The following is a 16,476-nucleotide window of genomic DNA, read 5'->3' as shown; positions in this document are numbered from 1 at the left end:
GCATCGGGTCCAAATTCGATCCCCGGTTGATCTTTTACGTCCATCAACGATAGTCAACGCTTTCGAATTGATTCCGATTCCAACCAGACGACGCGATGACCGAGAATACCCAAACGCCAGCGACTGACGACCTTCGCATTAACGAGATCAAGCAGTTGATGCCACCGAAAGATCTGATGGCCGAGATTCCGGTCGAAGCCGATGTGGCGGAAACCGTCTCGAGCGCTCGATCGGGAATCCAGCGTGTGCTCAGCGAAGAGGATGATCGGTTGGTGGTTGTCGTCGGCCCCTGTTCGATCCATGACCCCGAAGCGGCGTTGGAATACGCTCAACTGTTAGCCGTGGAACAACAAAAACACCACGACAATCTATTGATCGTGATGCGGGTCTACTTCGAGAAACCACGTACCACCGTGGGCTGGAAAGGCTTGATTAACGATCCTGGACTGGACGACAGCTTCGAGATCAACCGCGGGCTGCGAACCGCTCGGGGGTTGCTGCGTGACATCAACGCGATGGGGCTGCCGACCGGCACCGAATTTCTCGACTTGATCAGCCCGCAATACATTGCCGATCTTGTCGGTTGGGGAGCGATTGGGGCGCGGACGACCGAAAGCCAAGGTCACCGTGAACTCGCATCCGGGTTGTCGTGCCCGGTAGGCTTCAAAAACGGAACCAGCGGAAACGTGCAAATCGCGGTTGATGCGATCTGCTCGGCCTCGCGTCCGCACCATTTCTTGTCCGTAACCAAAGAAGGTACGTCCGCAATCTTTGCCACGACCGGCAACAGCGATTGTCACGTGATCATGCGAGGCGGGATTCACACAAACTATGACGCGGCGAGTATCGATGCCGCATCCGATTTGCTGAAGAAGGCGAATCTGAGACCACGGATCATGATCGACACCAGCCACGCGAACAGTCGCAAAAAGTACACACGGCAACGCTATGTGTGCCGCGACATTTGCAGCCAAGTCGGCGACGGTGACCACCGCATCATGGGTGTGATGATCGAAAGCAACTTGGTCGAAGGCAACCAGAGCCTCAGCGATGGCGGCTTGGTGCGTGGCAAGAGCATCACCGACGCCTGCATCGGATGGGACGAAACCATCGCGATCCTGCAAGACCTCAGCGACGCGGTCGAGTCACGCCGCGGCAATTGATTGCTTGGTGCTGAGCGGCGACAACTTTGTCGCTGGCCGCTCCAGATTCAATCGCCAGCAACTGGTTGGCTAACTTGCGGGCTTGTCCTGTTCCGCTGATCGCACTCAGTGCCGAGCGACAGCCGGTCTCGCCAACGGAGGTCTCTAGCTGCAGCGTTAACTGTCTTAAGAGCGCAAGCAGTTTGGCGAAATCACGTGGGTAGTTCGTCGGATCACCCTGCAGACACGTTTGCAGTGCGGTTTGCACGACCAACGCATGCAGATCCGACACGGACGCGACCTCGGCGAGCGATTTTGCCCACCGCGCCGCCTTGATCATCCCGCCAGGCAACAATGCACGCATGGCAGTCCCCAAGTTGTCGGTGCCCAAACGACCGTCCTCGATCGCGACCGTAGCAACATCGGTTGCCAGACGCTGTTCACCGGGTTCTTTGGCCGCCAATGCAATGGTCAAACAGAGCGTCGCCATCTCTAAAAGTGGCGTCCCTGGATCCAGCATGGGTTCCAATAAGTAATTGTTGTACCAGCGTGCCTCGTGCCAATCGAGATTAGCCGCGAACGCCTCGGCTGCGCGAGCAAAAAACGACTCACGAGCAATCGGCCACAACGTTGCCGCGGCACGGACAGAGTCGGTCGTGTTACCAGCAAAATGCCCTACCTCCCAAGCGATGATATGCGGTAGGTGGAAGCTGACGGTGGGGTGCTCTGATAGGTTTGACAGTGAACGAGAGGGCGACTTGGGGCAAGCGGGCTCGCTCGCAACCGACAACCATGCTCGGTATTCATTGGACTGATGGCCCCAGCGGTAGGTGGCGGCCGTTGCGGCATCTGGCCCTTGTTCGGGAAATGCCGCTGCAACCGCGGCATCCGATTTCCATGGTGATCGTGCCCGGGCCGCAGCAACCCACAAACGCTCGTTCGTTTCAATCGTGACACCTTGGGCTCCGAGGGCGTATCGAATCGCTTGACGCCAGATCTGCTTGTTCGGTTTCAGCTGTGTGAGAGCTTCCGCTCGACGATCCGGGGCCAATCGCAACATCGCCATCACCACGTCGGTTTCGTCCGGTGAGTCGTCGGAGCAAGCATTCACACGATCCACCAATACCATCGGGTCAATCCAACCGCCTCGATGCGTCGGAGTACTCAGCGGCGTCGAGGCTGTGCCCGTCGTCACCCTCATCGCAATTTGTTGACAGCGGTCCGACAACACCGCCAGCGGTTTGTTGCGGTTGCAGTAGCGAAACGGCCCCTGTAGACCATCGACTTTGACAACACGGCAGTAAGGTTGTCCGTCGCGGATCTCATATTCACCTTGCGGACCGAGTAACTGACCCTCGACCCAGGCATAGATGCAGCCAGCCAAGTCCGACACGGTGCCACGTCCCCAGAACGGAAACAGGTCTCGTTTGATCAGCTGAACCGTCCTTTTGGCGAGCGGTGCGACACGCTGCGCAAAATCGGCAGGGCGTTGATCACAGAGTCTGGCGATCCCATCGATTGCCATTTCGGCTTCATCCACCTGACCGCGATCTTCCAAGACGCTCGAACACAGGTCGATCAATTCGTCAAGATCGGTAACCGGTTCAAGTTGGTCCTCGGGGCGCAGTCGAGCGATCTCGGTGCCATCGAATCGTGTTGCAGGAACGTTCGGATTGCCCGATGCGATGTTTTCAATCAACGAATCTATCGAATACAGCCGCAACCACTGCGGATCGTACTGCTCGCGAATTCCGGTGACTGACGCGATGGTGGCCACTGCCGGTGCCGATTCCTCTGCCGCTGGATTAGCGAGGGGTGTGGATGCATGGTCGGCTTCCTCGCCCGCCAACCACTGCTGCACGCTTGGTTGTACCGACGACGCCAGTAAATCGACGTACCCTTTCACCTTTGTTCGCAGTTCCGGCTGCGGTTCGTCGACGTTGGTTTCGATCCATTTCCAAGCGGCTTCTTGAACATCTGCAGCCTCGTGTGCCAACGCCTCGACCGCCGCCAGACATGCCGCTGTCGTCTGTTCTGGATTTCGAGTGATGACAGAAGAAACGAGTTTTAATGCATTTTTGACGATCCCTTTCTGTCGCGATTGCAGTACAGGAATCAATGCGGCGATCAGGTCGGCCGCTGCATAAGGGGATGCTTTGTCAATTTTCTGGACATGCTTAAAAGCCCAAGCCACGATAGGCTGCGTCGAGCATGCCAACAAACGCAGATAGCGCGGAGCAAATTGAACTCGCTCGTCTTGGGTCAACTGCAACTCGTCATGAAAGCTCGAAAACCACTTCGCGCGATAGTGGTTGAAATCGCGTTGCAATGCGTCAAACGTACAACTGATCAGTCGTTCGCGTGATATACGACCGCGATTCGCCAACGACAGCAGTGCCGCTTTCCATGACGTGCCCGAGAAGCGATCGACGTTCGCTAAACTGTTGTCACCCCCTCCTTCGTATTCGAACAGTCTCCATATCTCGTCGTCCAGCAAGTCGGAGTCTTCGAGTAACTTGGATTCCACTGTGCTTTCAGATCGAAAACCGCCATCGAGCCCGCTAATCATCCCGAGATAGTAGTGCGGGTGATCAGGCTTCTCGCACAGTCCCGCTCGTATTAACCGTCGAACCAGCTTCCAATTTCGCCAATACCTGCGGTCGTCTAAAAGTTTCACGACCCAGCGCTGTGTCCAATCCGGTTGACGGTCAGCGATGACTTGGAACTGTTCATCGTCGTTGGGCAGAGACTTCCAGTTCAGTTTGGAAACATCCGACAGAGTCCCCGTGGAAAACACCGCAAGTCCTCCGGCCGGCAACTCAGGTGGTATCACAAAATGAGACTCGTTGCCGTTGGTTTGTACGTACGCGGTCGGTGCAGTTTTCAGCAAAGCTCTGGACTTTGCACGCAGCGAAGCGCGGTCCGCTTTCTCCATGCCTTGGAAGAATTTCAGCATCGCGGATTTGTCACCGCTCTGAAAAACTGCGTTGAGAGCCTGCTCGATTGTCGTCATTGGATTCCTAGGAAAATCTGCGCTGCCAAGATGTGTTTACACGGTCCACGATCGTTTTGATGTTTGGCGTGCCATGGGCAGCTGCATTTGGCTGATTGTTCGTCGATTCGAACTCGATGCACCACATCGCTGCTGGCCACCATGACCTCGTATTTGCCGTCACACTGCTTTCCGAGACGGACTTTGTCTTCTTCGATCAGTTTTGTCGCGGCAGCCAACCGAGGTTGCATTTTTGCCGAGCTGGACCGCAGTGAATCCAAGTCAAACGGCAACAAACGATGGAAATAAGCTTGGCTACTGAGATCGAACCCAACGACACCTTGAGTGCTCAGCACGCCCAACAACGCCGTGACTCGCTGGGCGGTGGTGGCTGCCCGGGCTGCAATGACCGCAGGATCGAGCACGGTATCCCAGCGGAGTGCCGCGCGGACACGCGCAAGTTCCGTGTCATGCTCATCCGATGAAAGCGCAGTCGCGGAAAGCACTTGCCCTTCACCCGAGAATCCTCGCCAAACTTCGGGGCTGAGCACCAAGTGAAACCGGCAACCCGGGAAATCAAGAACAAAAGCAGCGGCCGCGGTGACCGGATCACGATAGATCTGTAAGCGACCTGCGGTTGTAATGAGCGGTTCCAAAATACGCAGACGCTGGAGTCCCCCCACACGGACGGCGTCACGATTTTCGATCTGCGTTACTCGCAACCCGTTCCCTGCAGGAGCGATCCAAGTGGGGCGGCGATGAGTGTGCATGCGAGGCAAACCTCGCAAAAATCGACGTCCTTCGATCGCCGACACACTGATCATCTCTTCCATCCGCGACTGACAGACTTGCACCTCCATCAAACCTTTCAGCCAACGTATCGGTAGCTCGACTTTTTTCTCGACTATCTGTGTACCTCCGCTCTCTAAACGGACTTCGTCCGCGCCCACTGCCAACTGCACTTCGTCCGTTGTTTGCACCATCGCCAGAGCCGATAACATCGGAGCGTTAAAATCCACATTCGTCGTACCCCGGGCTAGCCATTGTCCGTCCAATGTCTCGCTCGTCAGGTCAACGCGAGCATACACACCACAACACGCCGAGAAGCCTTCGAAACGAAGCATTTCGTCGCTGCAAGTGACCACAGGATCCGACAGAGCGATCGTTTTGGCCAGCATCGCAGGTGGAGTAAAAAAACGGGACTGCACAATCCGCATCAAGCCTCGAAGTAGATCACACGTCAAACATGGATTCTGCATCCGTCCCTGGAAATAGTGCGGGCTCGTTTGCGATTCTGCTTGGGCAGCCAAACGCAATTGACGTCGCGGACCATCAAAGTTGGATGCGAACGGATATCGATAGATTTGGGTGATCGCGGCAGCCGACACGCTGATGTCTCGGAGTGGGCAAAAAGGGGGGGGCGATCAATGTACCACAAACAAAGGCCTGGGCAGCTATAATTGCACTCGGCTCGGTCTATGCTATTGCTATAAAGAACGCCGAACTTCGATGAAATTGTGGGATTGGCTGCCAGCTTGTCATCGCATCCTCGTCAAACTGGAAGCCATTGCTAAATTCTTCGTAGCAAAAGTCGCGGAGACTTTCGTCCATCGGTGCCCCGACCCAAAACGCTTGGCGAGTTTCGCTACGAAAAAACGTCTGGCTCGACAGCCTGGAAGCCAATCTCCCATTATAAAGCCAAATGGAAACAACCAACCAGCATCGAGCCGAGCGAGTATGGCGGCGCGGTGAACATGTGCCGGAGCTGGATGGGCTGCGTGGGTTTGCCATTTTGGTCGTGACGCTGTATCGGTTCGGCAAAGGGTTTCCTGAAGAGACCGTCATCGGCAGGTGGATTGGGTTTGTCTTGAGCCAGGGCGATCGCGGGGTCGATCTCTTTTTTGTGCTTTCCGGATTTCTGATCACGGGTATCTTGATCGATGGCAAAGACCGTCCCCACTACTTTCGCAACTTCATTGCCCGCCGCAGCCTGCGGATCTTTCCGCTCTATTTTTGCACGCTTGCGGCGCTCGTGATCGCAGCACGGTTGGTTCCTGAGGTGGCTGAAATGTTCTCTCTCCCACTGGGGAATCAGTTCTATCTGTGGACCTATCTGGTCAACGTCAAGATGAGCTTGGAAAACCAATGGTGTTTTGGCTATCTCGATCATTTCTGGTCGTTGGCGGTGGAAGAGCATTTTTATCTTGTTTGGCCGTTCATTCTCTATCACGCGCGATCCACTCTGACGCTTCGTGTGACGATTGGTTTAGCGGTACTCAGCGCGGTCTCGCGAGTCGGCTACGTCCTGGTGTCGCAACATGGTGTTGCCGCCGATGTGTTGACGATTTTTCGTGTCGACTCGCTGCTGATCGGCGCCGCGGTCGCTGTGGTGGCACGAAATCCGAACGCCCTCGAATCGCTAAAGAAATGGATGCTGATTCCGTTTCTGGTCTGCACTGCAGTCGTTGCGATGGGAATGGCGCTGAATAAGGGACTGTTTACGTTGACGCATACGTTGTGGCCGACGATTTGGGCCTGCATTTTGGTCTGGTTGATGACGGCAAATCGCGGTGACAAACTGGCTCGCTTTTTTAATCTCGCGGTACTGCGGTCGCTTGGAAAATACAGCTATGCGATGTACATCTTCCAAAATCCTTTGATTCCGCTGATGTCTGCAGTACTTACCGCGACCACGTTCACCGCGGTCACCGGCGATGCTGTGACAAGTCACCTCAGCTACATTGGTTTGATGTTCGCACTGACCTACATCGCCGCCGTCGCAAGCTGGAATCTGTTAGAACGTCACTTTTTAAAACTGAAGCGGTATTTTCCAAGCGTTTAATGCGGGATCTAGTCATGCCTTTACCTGGGTACGTCAGGACGACCAACCCTGCAATGACGGCGGTTCACTTTTGTGCCGCATGGTGACGCCGGTATTCACCCGGGCTCTTGCCTGTTCTACGTTTGAAGATCTTGCTCAAATGTTCCTTGTGGCTGTATCCGGCCAACGGCGCGATTTGTTCAAGCGTCAACGTCGTTTCGCGTAACAATTTTTCAACCCTTGCGATCTGAACCTTTACAATCTCATCGTGGGGTGTGCCGCCAAGTTCGCTGCGGAAGCGACGTTCGAGTTGGCGACGGGACAGGGTGGTGAATTCCGCAACGTCGTGTACATCGATCCCATCGCAAGCATGATCACGGATGTACTTGCACACCCTGGCGACCTCACGATCCTCAATCGCAATGACCTGGGTCGACAATCGCTGCACAACCGATGTGGGTGGCACGTACTCGATCGATTCAGGTGCTGGAAGCCCGTTTATCATCTCTTGCAATATTTCGGCCGCGCGGTAGCCCACCATTTCTGCATCCGGCCGCACACTTGAAAGAGGTGGATCGGTCAATGGACAAATCACGTCATCGTCGTCTACCCCAATCACTGCGATGTCGTCGGGTATCGCAACGTCAAGCGTGCGGCAAGCGTTCAGTACCTGTTGGCCGCGGATATCGTTACAAACGAACAGTCCGGTTGGTGGTGTTAACGATCGAAGCCACTCGGACAGCTGAGATTCATCGTTGACACCGCACTGCTCAATTTGTGTTAACGATAAATCACGTCGCGTCGGCGTTTCATAGAAAGACAAGGGGCACCCCGCGCCGGCAACAAGGTTTTTGAAGAAACGCAATCGTGTCGCGGAATAGTGGGCATGTTGGAATCCACAAAAGGCGAACCGACGGAATCCTCGATCCCAGAGGTGATCAAAGGCAAGCTTGGCGACCAATTGGTCATCCGTTTCGATTTGCGGTATGCCTTCGAAATGCTCGTGGCAGCGGACATCGATCAGCGGGACATTCAGTTCACGCAGTGAGCCAATCGTTGCTTTGTCGGCGCGAACAATTACGCCCTGAATATGGGTGGCCGACAGCCAAGCCGGCAACGACATGTCGAGCGTCATTTCTTGGTGAAGCAGTGACCAATTCGTGCGTGATTGCGCAAACGATGCGACTCCACGCAACACGTTCCGGCCGATTTGTTCGAGACGATTCCCTGCGTTTCAATTTAAAAACACTTTTTAGAAGGATGAAATTAAAAATGCGTGGTTGGCTATATTCTCTTTTGTTGGTCCCTTTCCTGTTAGGTTGCGGCGATGATGGCAACCGTGTCGTTGACACCTCCAATCGTCCCCCGCGAGAACCGGTCAGCGAAGCGGAGATGGATGCACTGATGTCCGGTGACGCGATGGATGCCTCGAAACCCTAGTCGCTGGCAGCGTGATCAGCTACACACCGCAGCGGAGGCCGCATTGGGCCTCCGTTGCTTTGACAATGAAAACCGATTCCAATAGCACGAGAATGCGAATACGATAACGCGTGATGCGTTTTCGTCCGCTTGTAGGTACCCTGCCACTCTTCCCCTCCCCCTGCCCTGTGATTCAAGTCTTGATCTCTTCTCTTTCCTTGCCGATGGCAAGTCTGCAAAATGTTCCCGAATCCTTGTCGAGTGGCGCTCACGTTCATCTCAGCACGATTGATATCCTCGTAGCCGTTGGTTATTTGATCGGGATCGTCGCCATCGGATTGTTCGCCGCTTGGCTTCACAAGAAAAAACAGGGAGCGGCCAGTGAATATTTCCTGGCGGGCAAAAGTCTTGGCTGGGCCAGCATTGGATTGTCGCTCTTTGCAACGAATATTTCCACGTTGCATTTGGTCAGTCTGGCACAGAACGGTTTCGACACTGGTCTGTTGAACGGGAATTTTGAATGGATGGCGGGCTTCACGCTGGTGCTGCTCGGTCTGTTTTTCGCGCCGTTTTATATTCGCTCGGGGATCGCAACGCTGCCCGATTTTCTCGAGCGACGTTACAACCGCGTCTGCCGTGACTGTCTCGCCTTCGTATCGATCTTGACGGCGATTGTGATTCACATCGCGTTCGCGTTGTTAACCGGAGGCATCATCCTGGAAGAGCTGCTAGAGATTCCGATGATGTACAGCATCGTCGTGCTCTGCGTGCTGACGGGAATCTATACGATCGTGGGCGGCTTGTTGGCGGTGGTCGTGACCGAGTGCATTCAGACGATCGTACTACTGGGCGGTGCGGTCCTGATCACGGCGTTGGCATTATGGCAGCTAGGTGGCACGGTGGATGCTCCGGGCGGTTGGGACGGTTGGCAAAATTTGCTTTCGATCCTCGACCGCGAAGATGAAGGGCAGCGGTTGTCGATGTTGCGGCCCCATGGTGACGCCGACAATATGCCCTGGTATGCGATCATGCTTGGATATCCAGTGCTGGGGATCTGGTATTGGTGTGCCGATCAAACAATTGTGCAGCGAGTACTCGGTGCCAAGAACGAGCAGCACGCTCGTCAGGGGCCCATTTTTGCCGGCGTGCTCAAGATTCTGCCAGTATTCTTGTTTGTGCTTCCTGGACTGCTTGCTTGGGCGCTATTTACGGATGGGCGTTTGGATCTGTCGCTGATTACGGTCGACGGCACGGTACAGTCCAAGGGAATTTACGCCAGCATGATTACCGAACTGTTGCCGCTTGGGCTGCGTGGCGTCTTGGTGGCGGCATTGATGGCCGCATTGATGAGCACGGTGTCAGGGGCACTCAACTCCATTTCAACTCTGTTTAGCTATGACATTATCAAACGGTTCAAACCGACGGTGGACGATAAGTCGCTTGTCCGAGTGGGGCGAATTTCGGCCGGGATCGCGTTGATCATCGCGGTTTCGTTGGTGCCCGCGCTGAACATGTTCGAGAGCATTTTCAATGGCATGGCAAGCATTATCTCGCACATCGCTCCGCCGATCACCAGCGTGCTCGTGTTGGGCGTATTTTGGCGTCGAGCAAGCTCGCGTGCCGCGGCCATCACGCTGATCGGTGGCTCGGTGCTGGGGATCGCCGTGTTCGCAACCAACACGCTGGTACCCGATGGGGCCCTGAATCAATTGCCCGGTGGCTTCATGATGATGGCGTTTTACTTGTTCACGGTGTGCGTTGTGGCCCAGACGCTGCTGAGTCGATTTTTGCCGGACGCCGCCGCAGAGACCGGTGATTTACGCGGATCCGAATTGGCATGGGATCCGCCGTGGGCCGCGCTGAAGATCCCCGGCGACAGTCGGTTGGGCGATCCACGTCTGCTGTCGACGCTGCTGATGCTGGTCATGGCGATCCTTTACTGGATCTTTCGATAGCGGGATTGGGATAACTAGCGATTCCTTATTGGCATTCGCATTTAGATGAATTTCCCCATCCAAAAAATCTCGAAAACGATGGGGGCGGACAAAGCCCCCGGCGTATGTCGGCGAGTACAATTTCATGTTTCAGTGCGATTGAAATTCCCCGATTGGATTTTGTTGATGCGCCCGACGACGTCTATTTTTGTTTTGTGTGGAGTTCTACTTTCCTCTTTGCATTGCGGTGCCGTCGCATTAGCCAATCAGCCCAATGTGATCGTGATCTTTGTCGATGACATGGGATACGGCGACGTGGGGTTTAACGGAGCGACGGTTCCCAAGACGCCCAGCTTGGATCAAATGGCCGCTGACGGGATGAAGTTCACCGACTTTTACGTCGGATGTGCCGTTTGCTCGGGATCTCGTACCGCGTTGATGACGGGATGTCATTACCAACGTTTGAGCATGGCAGCAGTGTTGTTTCCCAACAGTGATCGAGGGCTGCATCCCGACGAAGTCACGTTGGCGGATATGTTTAAAACGGCGGGATACCGGACTGCATGTGTGGGCAAGTGGCATCTTGGGCATCTGCCGCCCTGTTTGCCCACGTACCAAGGGTTCGATTCCTACTATGGGATTCCTTACAGCAATGATATGTGGATCGATCCCGCGAACCAACTTTCCGATGACATCGTCCTTCGTAATGGTGTGACGCTGGCCGATTTGAAAGCGGGTAGCAAGATCAAAAATGAAGTACCTTTGTTTCGCAACGAACACGTAATCGAATACCCCTGTGATCAAACCACGATAACGCGGCGGTACACCGAAGAAGCGATCCGGTTCATCAACGAGAACGACGACGCACCCTTCTTTCTTTATCTGCCACACACGATGGTGCATTTGCCGCTTGCCGTCTCGCCTGCGTTTGACAATCCCGACAACGATCTGATCACCAATGCGATCCAAGAGGTCGATTGGTCCGTCGGCGAGATCTTGAAATCGGTGAAGCAGGCCGGGATCGCCGAGAACACGTTGGTCGTGTTTACCAGTGACAATGGCGCTGCGGTTGGATCCTCGCTGCCGCTGCGGGCCAAGAAAGGCAGCGTCTATGACGGCGGTATTCGTGAGCCCACGCTGATGTGGTGGCCGGGAAAAATTCCCGCCGGTTCGGTCTGTTCCGAAGTCGCCGCCTCGATCGATCTGATGCCGACGTTTGCCCGGCTGAGTGGAGTCGACTTGCCTGCGCGAAGAATCGATGGCAAGGATATTTGGTCTTTGATGAGCGGTGCGGTGGACGCCAAAAGTCCGCACGATGCCTATGTGCTGATGCACGGCCCGGGGACCGTTCGTTCGGGCAAATGGAAGTTCTATCCATGGCAAGAAGGCAAAGGCAGACAGAACCGCGACAACGCGAAGTGGCAGCCATCAACGGATCCGGTGCAGCTCTATGACACCGTGGCTGACATCGGCGAGACCACGAATGTTGCAGCGCAATATCCAGAGGTCGTCAAACGGCTGCAACACGCCTACGACACCCATGTCGCCGAAATCAAAGCGAATCAACGCCCAAGTGCAGAAATGGTGCGGCCCGAAGGCTCACCGTCACCGGCGCGTCCGGGCGGCGTGAAGAAAAAGACCGCTAAGAAAAAATAGAATCGCATTCAGAGACCGATCCGTGAGAGGACCATCTGTTTTTATTTCTATTTGCTTGGAATGGTGAGTTAGCGAGATCGATTGCTGCTGGCGGCAACCACCGTCGTCATCGCGTCCAACAACGCTTGTTGCCGAATCGGCTTGGCGACGTAGGCGTCCATTCCTGCCTCTCGACACCGCCCCTCGTCTCCCTTCATGGCATGAGCGGTCATGGCGATGATGGGAACGTGTTGGGGGGGCGTTGCATTCTGCTCACGCTTGCGAATCGCACGCGTCGCGTCGAGACCATCCATTTCGGGCATCTCGACATCCATTAAAATCAAATCAAATGCGTCCGCTTCGCTTTTCTGTACTGCCTCGATTCCATTTTTGGCAACGGAAACGGTGTGCCCCCATTTGCTCATCAATCCCTTGGCAACCATTTGATTGACTAAGCTGTCCTCGACTAGCAGCACACGCAGACTACCGAGCGAAGGGGATGCAGTCGCCGTGTTCGGATAGCCAGAACAGGACTCGAGCGAGGCTGCGTCAAGCGAGTCGGATTGCGGGGCGTCCGCGTCGTGTGCATCGAGTCCCACCGCATGCGAAATCGCCCGCAGCAATTCGGATTGTTTGACCGGTTTCATTAAATGCGTTGCCACGTTTAATTCTTCACAGCGTGGCAGATCCCCCGACCGCATCCCGGACGTCAGCAGCATGACCGTGGTCTCGGCGACTTGGCTGTCGTGCCGTAGTGACTCGACGAAGCCAAAACCATCGATCTCGGGCATATTGACGTCTGAGATCACCAATTGGAACGGCGTACCCTGCTCGACCGCCAACTTGACTTGTTCAAACGCGTCCTTGGCATTGGAAACCGCTTGCGGCTGGATCCCCCAGTTCTGAAGCGTCTCTTGCAGAATACGACGATTGGTTTGATTGTCGTCGACCACCAGCACGCGGAGCCCGTGAAGGGATTCCGGATTCAGCTGTGACTTGTTGCTGGTTTCACGCACCCCAATCGGTAGTTGGACAACGAAGCTGAACGTGGTTCCGCGACCAAATTCGCTCTGCACCGCTAACCGTCCTCCCATCAATTCAACGAAACGCGATGCGATGGCTAACCCCAAGCCGGTGCCGCCATATTTCCGCGTGGTCGATTTGTCGGCTTGTTCAAACTCGGCAAAGATCGTGTCAAGCTTGTCTTGCGGGACTCCGATCCCTGTGTCGGTTACCGCGAATTTTAGCGAGATATTCTGATCGTTCTGTGTGTCCGCGGTTTGAGGGTCCACATTCACCGCGACAACGACCTCGCCCTGCTCGGTGAACTTAATCGCATTGCCAACCAAATTGATCAGGATCTGTCGCAGCCGGCCTGCATCACCGACCACGATTTCCGGAATCATCGGATCAAAATGATAAGCCAATTCGAGACCTTTGTGATGCGCTCTCGCGGCGAGCGATTTCATCATGGTGCCGATGCTGTCGCGAATGTCAAACGCCGCGGGATCGAGTTCGATCTTGCCCGCTTCGATCTTCGAAAAGTCAAGGATATCATTCAACAGTCCCAGCAGCGCCTCGCCCGATTCGAGGACTGCCTGAGTGTACTCTCGCTGTACCGAACTGAGTTCAGTGTCGAGCAGCAGCTCTGCCATTCCGATCACGCCGTTCATCGGCGTGCGAATTTCGTGACTCATGTTTGCCACAAATTCGCTTTTCGCACGATTTGCGGTTTCAGCGACCTCTTTCGCAGCTCCCAGTGCACGTTCGGTCTGCTTTAACTTGGTGATGTCACGCGAGATGCCAAAGGTTCCCACCACCTTGCCGTCTTGTCGTTGCAGAGGCAGTTTTGTGGTCGACACCCAGCGTTCGAGTCCGCTCGACCAAATCAAATGCTCTTCGCTTTCAACCAAGGGTTCGCGGGTTTGCATGATTTCCATTTCATCAGCCCACGCTTTTCGGGCGTGCTCAGGAGCGAAGAAATCAAAGTCGCTCTTGCCCACGGCATCGTCGGTGGACGCGAGTCCCGAGCGATCGGCCTTTGCACGATTGATGCGAATAAACCTCCCCTTTTCATCTTTGAAATAGATGCTGTCGGGGATGTGGTCCATCAGCGATTGCAAAAGAAATCGATCGTCTACCGGGACGCCATCAGACTGCTCTTGCACGGGGGCGAGAGCCTCCGAATTATCCTCGCCCGCAGCTCGTTTTTCGTGCATCTTGATCTCTCGGCCACCTGGGGGACTGCTGCCTCAATCGAAAAACCATTCAATAGACTATAAAATCCGCGAATGACACGTGGGGGACATCCTATTTGTAACCGAAGTGATCACCGCCGTTCAAATATATCGTAGCTATTCTAGTCGAGTTCCTTTGCACATTGGTCTTAAAAAATGCACCGAGACGGCAAGACTTTTTGGCTTTGACAATTTTATTGGAAATCGGCTTCGGTATGCATCCGCCTGTTGCAGTCGTTCTGTGAATACGAAAAAAGGCAATCCTGCCCCAGTCGTTATGCGAACGGATCGCCGTGCTACTCGGCTGCGAACTTTGGGGTAATCGCCGCAATTTGTCCCTAGCCACCGTTTCTGCGTTGCTCCGGAGCTTGCACCCGTCGAGCGTCAATGTCGATGGCATTGACGCTTTGCCGCCCATGAGTGTTTGGGTTCCTCGCGGCGTCTGGGTTCGGTTTCAGCGACTGAGGACGCCCCGCACTAGCAATGTTGTGCCACCAACAGCCGACTGACGGTTTTTCTTAACTGAGTCAAATCAAACGGTTTGCTGACGTAATCGTCCATCCCCGCGTCCAAGCATCGCTGGCGGTCTCCTTGGATCGCGTTGCCGGTCAAGGCAACAATCGCAGGTCGCGATCCGATCCGCCCTTCGGCAATCCGTTTGTGAATTTCTTTGGTCGTCATAAAACCATCGAGCAACGGCATTTGGCAGTCCATCAGCACGACGTCGTAATGCTTCGAATCGAGTGCACGGAGCGCGTCGATTCCGTTATCGACGACGTCACACTGCCACCCACATCCGATGACAATCTCTTTTGCGAGTTGTTGGTTGGACGGGTTGTCGTCGGCTAATAAAATTTGTGCGACCGGGGACGCAGTCACATCGAACGAAATGTGGGCCGAATCCAATTGGCTCGTCTTTGATTTTGTCGAGGCACGTTTTGACGGATCCTTGGGATGCGGTTCACGGTTGTCGTGTGCTCGCCGAAATGTCGCGGTAAACCAGAATCGCGATCCTACCCCCTCACGACTCTCGACGCCGATCACGCCGTTCATGTTTTCCACGATCGATTTGCTGATCGACAACCCCAGCCCCGTTCCGCCGTATTTGCGACTGATCGAGTTATCGACTTGAGAGAACGATTGAAAGAGACTTCCCAGGCGGTCTGGTGGAATGCCAATCCCAGTGTCTTCGATCGAAAAAAGTAAAGTCACCTCGTCGCTGTTTAGACGCTGTGGGTGAACGTAAAAGCGGATCTCGCCATGTTCGGTAAACTTGACCGCGTTGCCAAGCAAGTTAAGCAGCACTTGCCGCAGGCGATGACTATCCCCGATGATCTGCAGCGTCGGCAATTGCTGGAAATGACAACTAAGCTTGATACGCTTCTCGTCCAGTTGCAGCGGCATGCAGAGGACGACGTCATCCAACAGCAAACGTAGATCAAAGGCACGCTCTTCGAGCACCATGTGGCCTGCTTCAATCTTCGAGAAGTCGAGTATGTCGCTGATTAATTTGAGCAGCGCTTTGCCACTGGATTGACACGCATCGACGAAGCGGCGCTGGCGGTCATCCAGTTCCGATTCCGAAAGTAATTCGGTCATCCCGATCACACCGTTCAGTGGCGTACGCAACTCGTGACTCATGCTAGCCAGAAATTCGCTCTTCGCCTTGTTGGCATCCTCCGCCGTTTGGGTCGCGGCTTCAAGTTGGATAGTATGAACGGCAAGGGATCGCATCTCCGCGACACTTTGCCGGATTGTGATCAGCAACACCAGCTCTTCGAACAGCAACCAGATCGTGTGCTCGATCCAAATCCAGTGCGACGCTGTGGCGATACCAAAGACCGATTCGGGCCACCATATTCCTCGCACCATATGGTCGGCGACCACAATCAAGGTTGGGGCAACCAGCACTTTCCAATCGCGATACGAAGCTAAAAAGGCGAACGATCCGAATATGTGAAAATGCATTTCGATTCGCCCGCCCGATAAATGGATCAGCAGACTCGAAAACAACACCTGGCTGACTGCGATCACGTTCCGTGTGATCGATCGTCCGGGCAATAGTAGCGCCATCGCAACCGGTAAACTCGCTAACAATCCACCGCCGATGATCGCGATAATCATATGAGGATGGATGCTGCGATCGGCTCCGTTCCATGTGCTCGGCGAGTACCAACTCGCGACGGCGATCGCTACCGCCCATTGCAGCACCATCAACACTGCGAACATACGATCGGTTCGGCGATAAATCGTAGCGGCGTGCTGGTTAAATTGGGCCGACACGGATGCCGCGTAC

10 protein-coding genes are annotated in these 16,476 nt (G+C 54.8%); 5 read left to right on the top strand and 5 right to left on the bottom strand.

Annotation, left to right across the window (positions count from 1 at the left end):
• Window positions 1-95: 95 nt before the first annotated feature.
• Window positions 96-1,163: a 3-deoxy-7-phosphoheptulonate synthase gene (locus tag ABD971_RS02820; RefSeq protein WP_339944741.1), complete on the top strand. Its 1,068-nt coding sequence runs from the start codon at window positions 96-98 to the stop codon at window positions 1,161-1,163.
• Here ABD971_RS02820 and ABD971_RS02815 read toward each other — a convergent pair.
• Window positions 1,129-4,155, bottom strand: a complete 3,027-nt coding sequence (locus ABD971_RS02815) for a DUF6493 family protein (RefSeq protein ID WP_345319209.1) — start codon at window positions 4,153-4,155, stop codon at window positions 1,129-1,131. The two genes, ABD971_RS02820 and ABD971_RS02815, sit on opposite strands and share 35 nt — an antisense overlap.
• Window positions 4,152-5,522 (bottom strand): SWIM zinc finger family protein, encoded by a 1,371-nt coding sequence (locus ABD971_RS02810; protein WP_345319207.1) that lies wholly within the window; start codon window positions 5,520-5,522, stop codon window positions 4,152-4,154. Before ABD971_RS02810 ends, ABD971_RS02815 begins: the two co-directional genes overlap by 4 nt.
• Before the next feature lie 314 nt (window positions 5,523-5,836).
• Between ABD971_RS02810 and ABD971_RS02805 the strand changes: the two genes are divergently transcribed.
• On the top strand, window positions 5,837-6,976 hold the full coding sequence (locus tag ABD971_RS02805) for an acyltransferase family protein (protein ID WP_345319205.1): 1,140 nt from the start codon (window positions 5,837-5,839) through the stop codon (window positions 6,974-6,976).
• 64 nt (window positions 6,977-7,040) lie between these two features.
• Here ABD971_RS02805 and ABD971_RS02800 read toward each other — a convergent pair whose 3' ends face one another.
• Entirely contained in the window at window positions 7,041-8,153 is a 1,113-nt protein-coding gene (locus ABD971_RS02800; protein ID WP_345319203.1) for an AraC family transcriptional regulator, read from the bottom strand.
• 74 nt (window positions 8,154-8,227) lie between these two features.
• Here ABD971_RS02800 and ABD971_RS02795 point away from each other — a divergent pair, with 74 nt between their 5' ends.
• The 3 genes from ABD971_RS02795 to ABD971_RS02785 all read left to right on the top strand — a co-directional run bounded on the left by ABD971_RS02795 (window position 8,228) and on the right by ABD971_RS02785 (window position 11,964).
• Window positions 8,228-8,395 (top strand): hypothetical protein, encoded by a 168-nt coding sequence (locus ABD971_RS02795; RefSeq protein ID WP_339944732.1) that lies wholly within the window; start codon window positions 8,228-8,230, stop codon window positions 8,393-8,395.
• Window positions 8,396-8,598: 203 nt separating this feature from the next.
• Window positions 8,599-10,329 (top strand): sodium:solute symporter, encoded by a 1,731-nt coding sequence (locus tag ABD971_RS02790; RefSeq protein ID WP_345319200.1) that lies wholly within the window; start codon window positions 8,599-8,601, stop codon window positions 10,327-10,329.
• A gap of 45 nt (window positions 10,330-10,374) precedes the next feature.
• Entirely contained in the window at window positions 10,375-11,964 is a 1,590-nt protein-coding gene (locus ABD971_RS02785) for a sulfatase family protein (RefSeq protein WP_345319198.1), read from the top strand.
• A gap of 68 nt (window positions 11,965-12,032) precedes the next feature.
• Here the strand turns inward: ABD971_RS02785 and ABD971_RS02780 are convergent, their stop codons facing one another.
• Both ABD971_RS02780 and ABD971_RS02775 read right to left on the bottom strand, forming a co-directional pair.
• Complete coding sequence (locus ABD971_RS02780) at window positions 12,033-14,162, bottom strand: PAS domain-containing hybrid sensor histidine kinase/response regulator (RefSeq protein WP_345319196.1); 2,130 nt, start codon at window positions 14,160-14,162, stop codon at window positions 12,033-12,035.
• Between the two features lie 495 nt (window positions 14,163-14,657).
• Window positions 14,658-16,463, bottom strand: coding sequence for an ATP-binding protein (locus ABD971_RS02775; RefSeq protein WP_345319193.1), 1,806 nt, complete (start codon window positions 16,461-16,463; stop codon window positions 14,658-14,660).
• Between the last annotated feature and the right edge of the window lie 13 nt (window positions 16,464-16,476).

The organism is Novipirellula rosea (assembly GCF_039541335.1).
GTDB lineage: Bacteria > Planctomycetota > Planctomycetia > Pirellulales > Pirellulaceae > Novipirellula > Novipirellula rosea.
The sequence above is the reverse complement of the archived record's forward strand: the minus strand, read 5'-3'. Positions and strand labels throughout refer to the sequence as shown.

Excerpts from the sequence above, each read along its gene's own strand:
- ABD971_RS02785 (WP_345319198.1), top strand. The coding sequence starts at position 10,375 with ATGAATTTCCCCATCCAAAAAATCTCGAAAACGATGGGGGCGGACAAA.
- ABD971_RS02795 (WP_339944732.1), top strand. The coding sequence starts at position 8,228 with ATGCGTGGTTGGCTATATTCTCTTTTGTTGGTCCCTTTCCTGTTAGGT.
- ABD971_RS02820 (WP_339944741.1), top strand. The coding sequence starts at position 96 with ATGACCGAGAATACCCAAACGCCAGCGACTGACGACCTTCGCATTAAC.
- ABD971_RS02815 (WP_345319209.1), bottom strand. The coding sequence starts at position 4,155 with ATGACGACAATCGAGCAGGCTCTCAACGCAGTTTTTCAGAGCGGTGAC.
- ABD971_RS02805 (WP_345319205.1), top strand. The coding sequence starts at position 5,837 with ATGGAAACAACCAACCAGCATCGAGCCGAGCGAGTATGGCGGCGCGGT.
- ABD971_RS02790 (WP_345319200.1), top strand. The coding sequence starts at position 8,599 with ATGGCAAGTCTGCAAAATGTTCCCGAATCCTTGTCGAGTGGCGCTCAC.
- ABD971_RS02780 (WP_345319196.1), bottom strand. The coding sequence starts at position 14,162 with ATGCACGAAAAACGAGCTGCGGGCGAGGATAATTCGGAGGCTCTCGCC.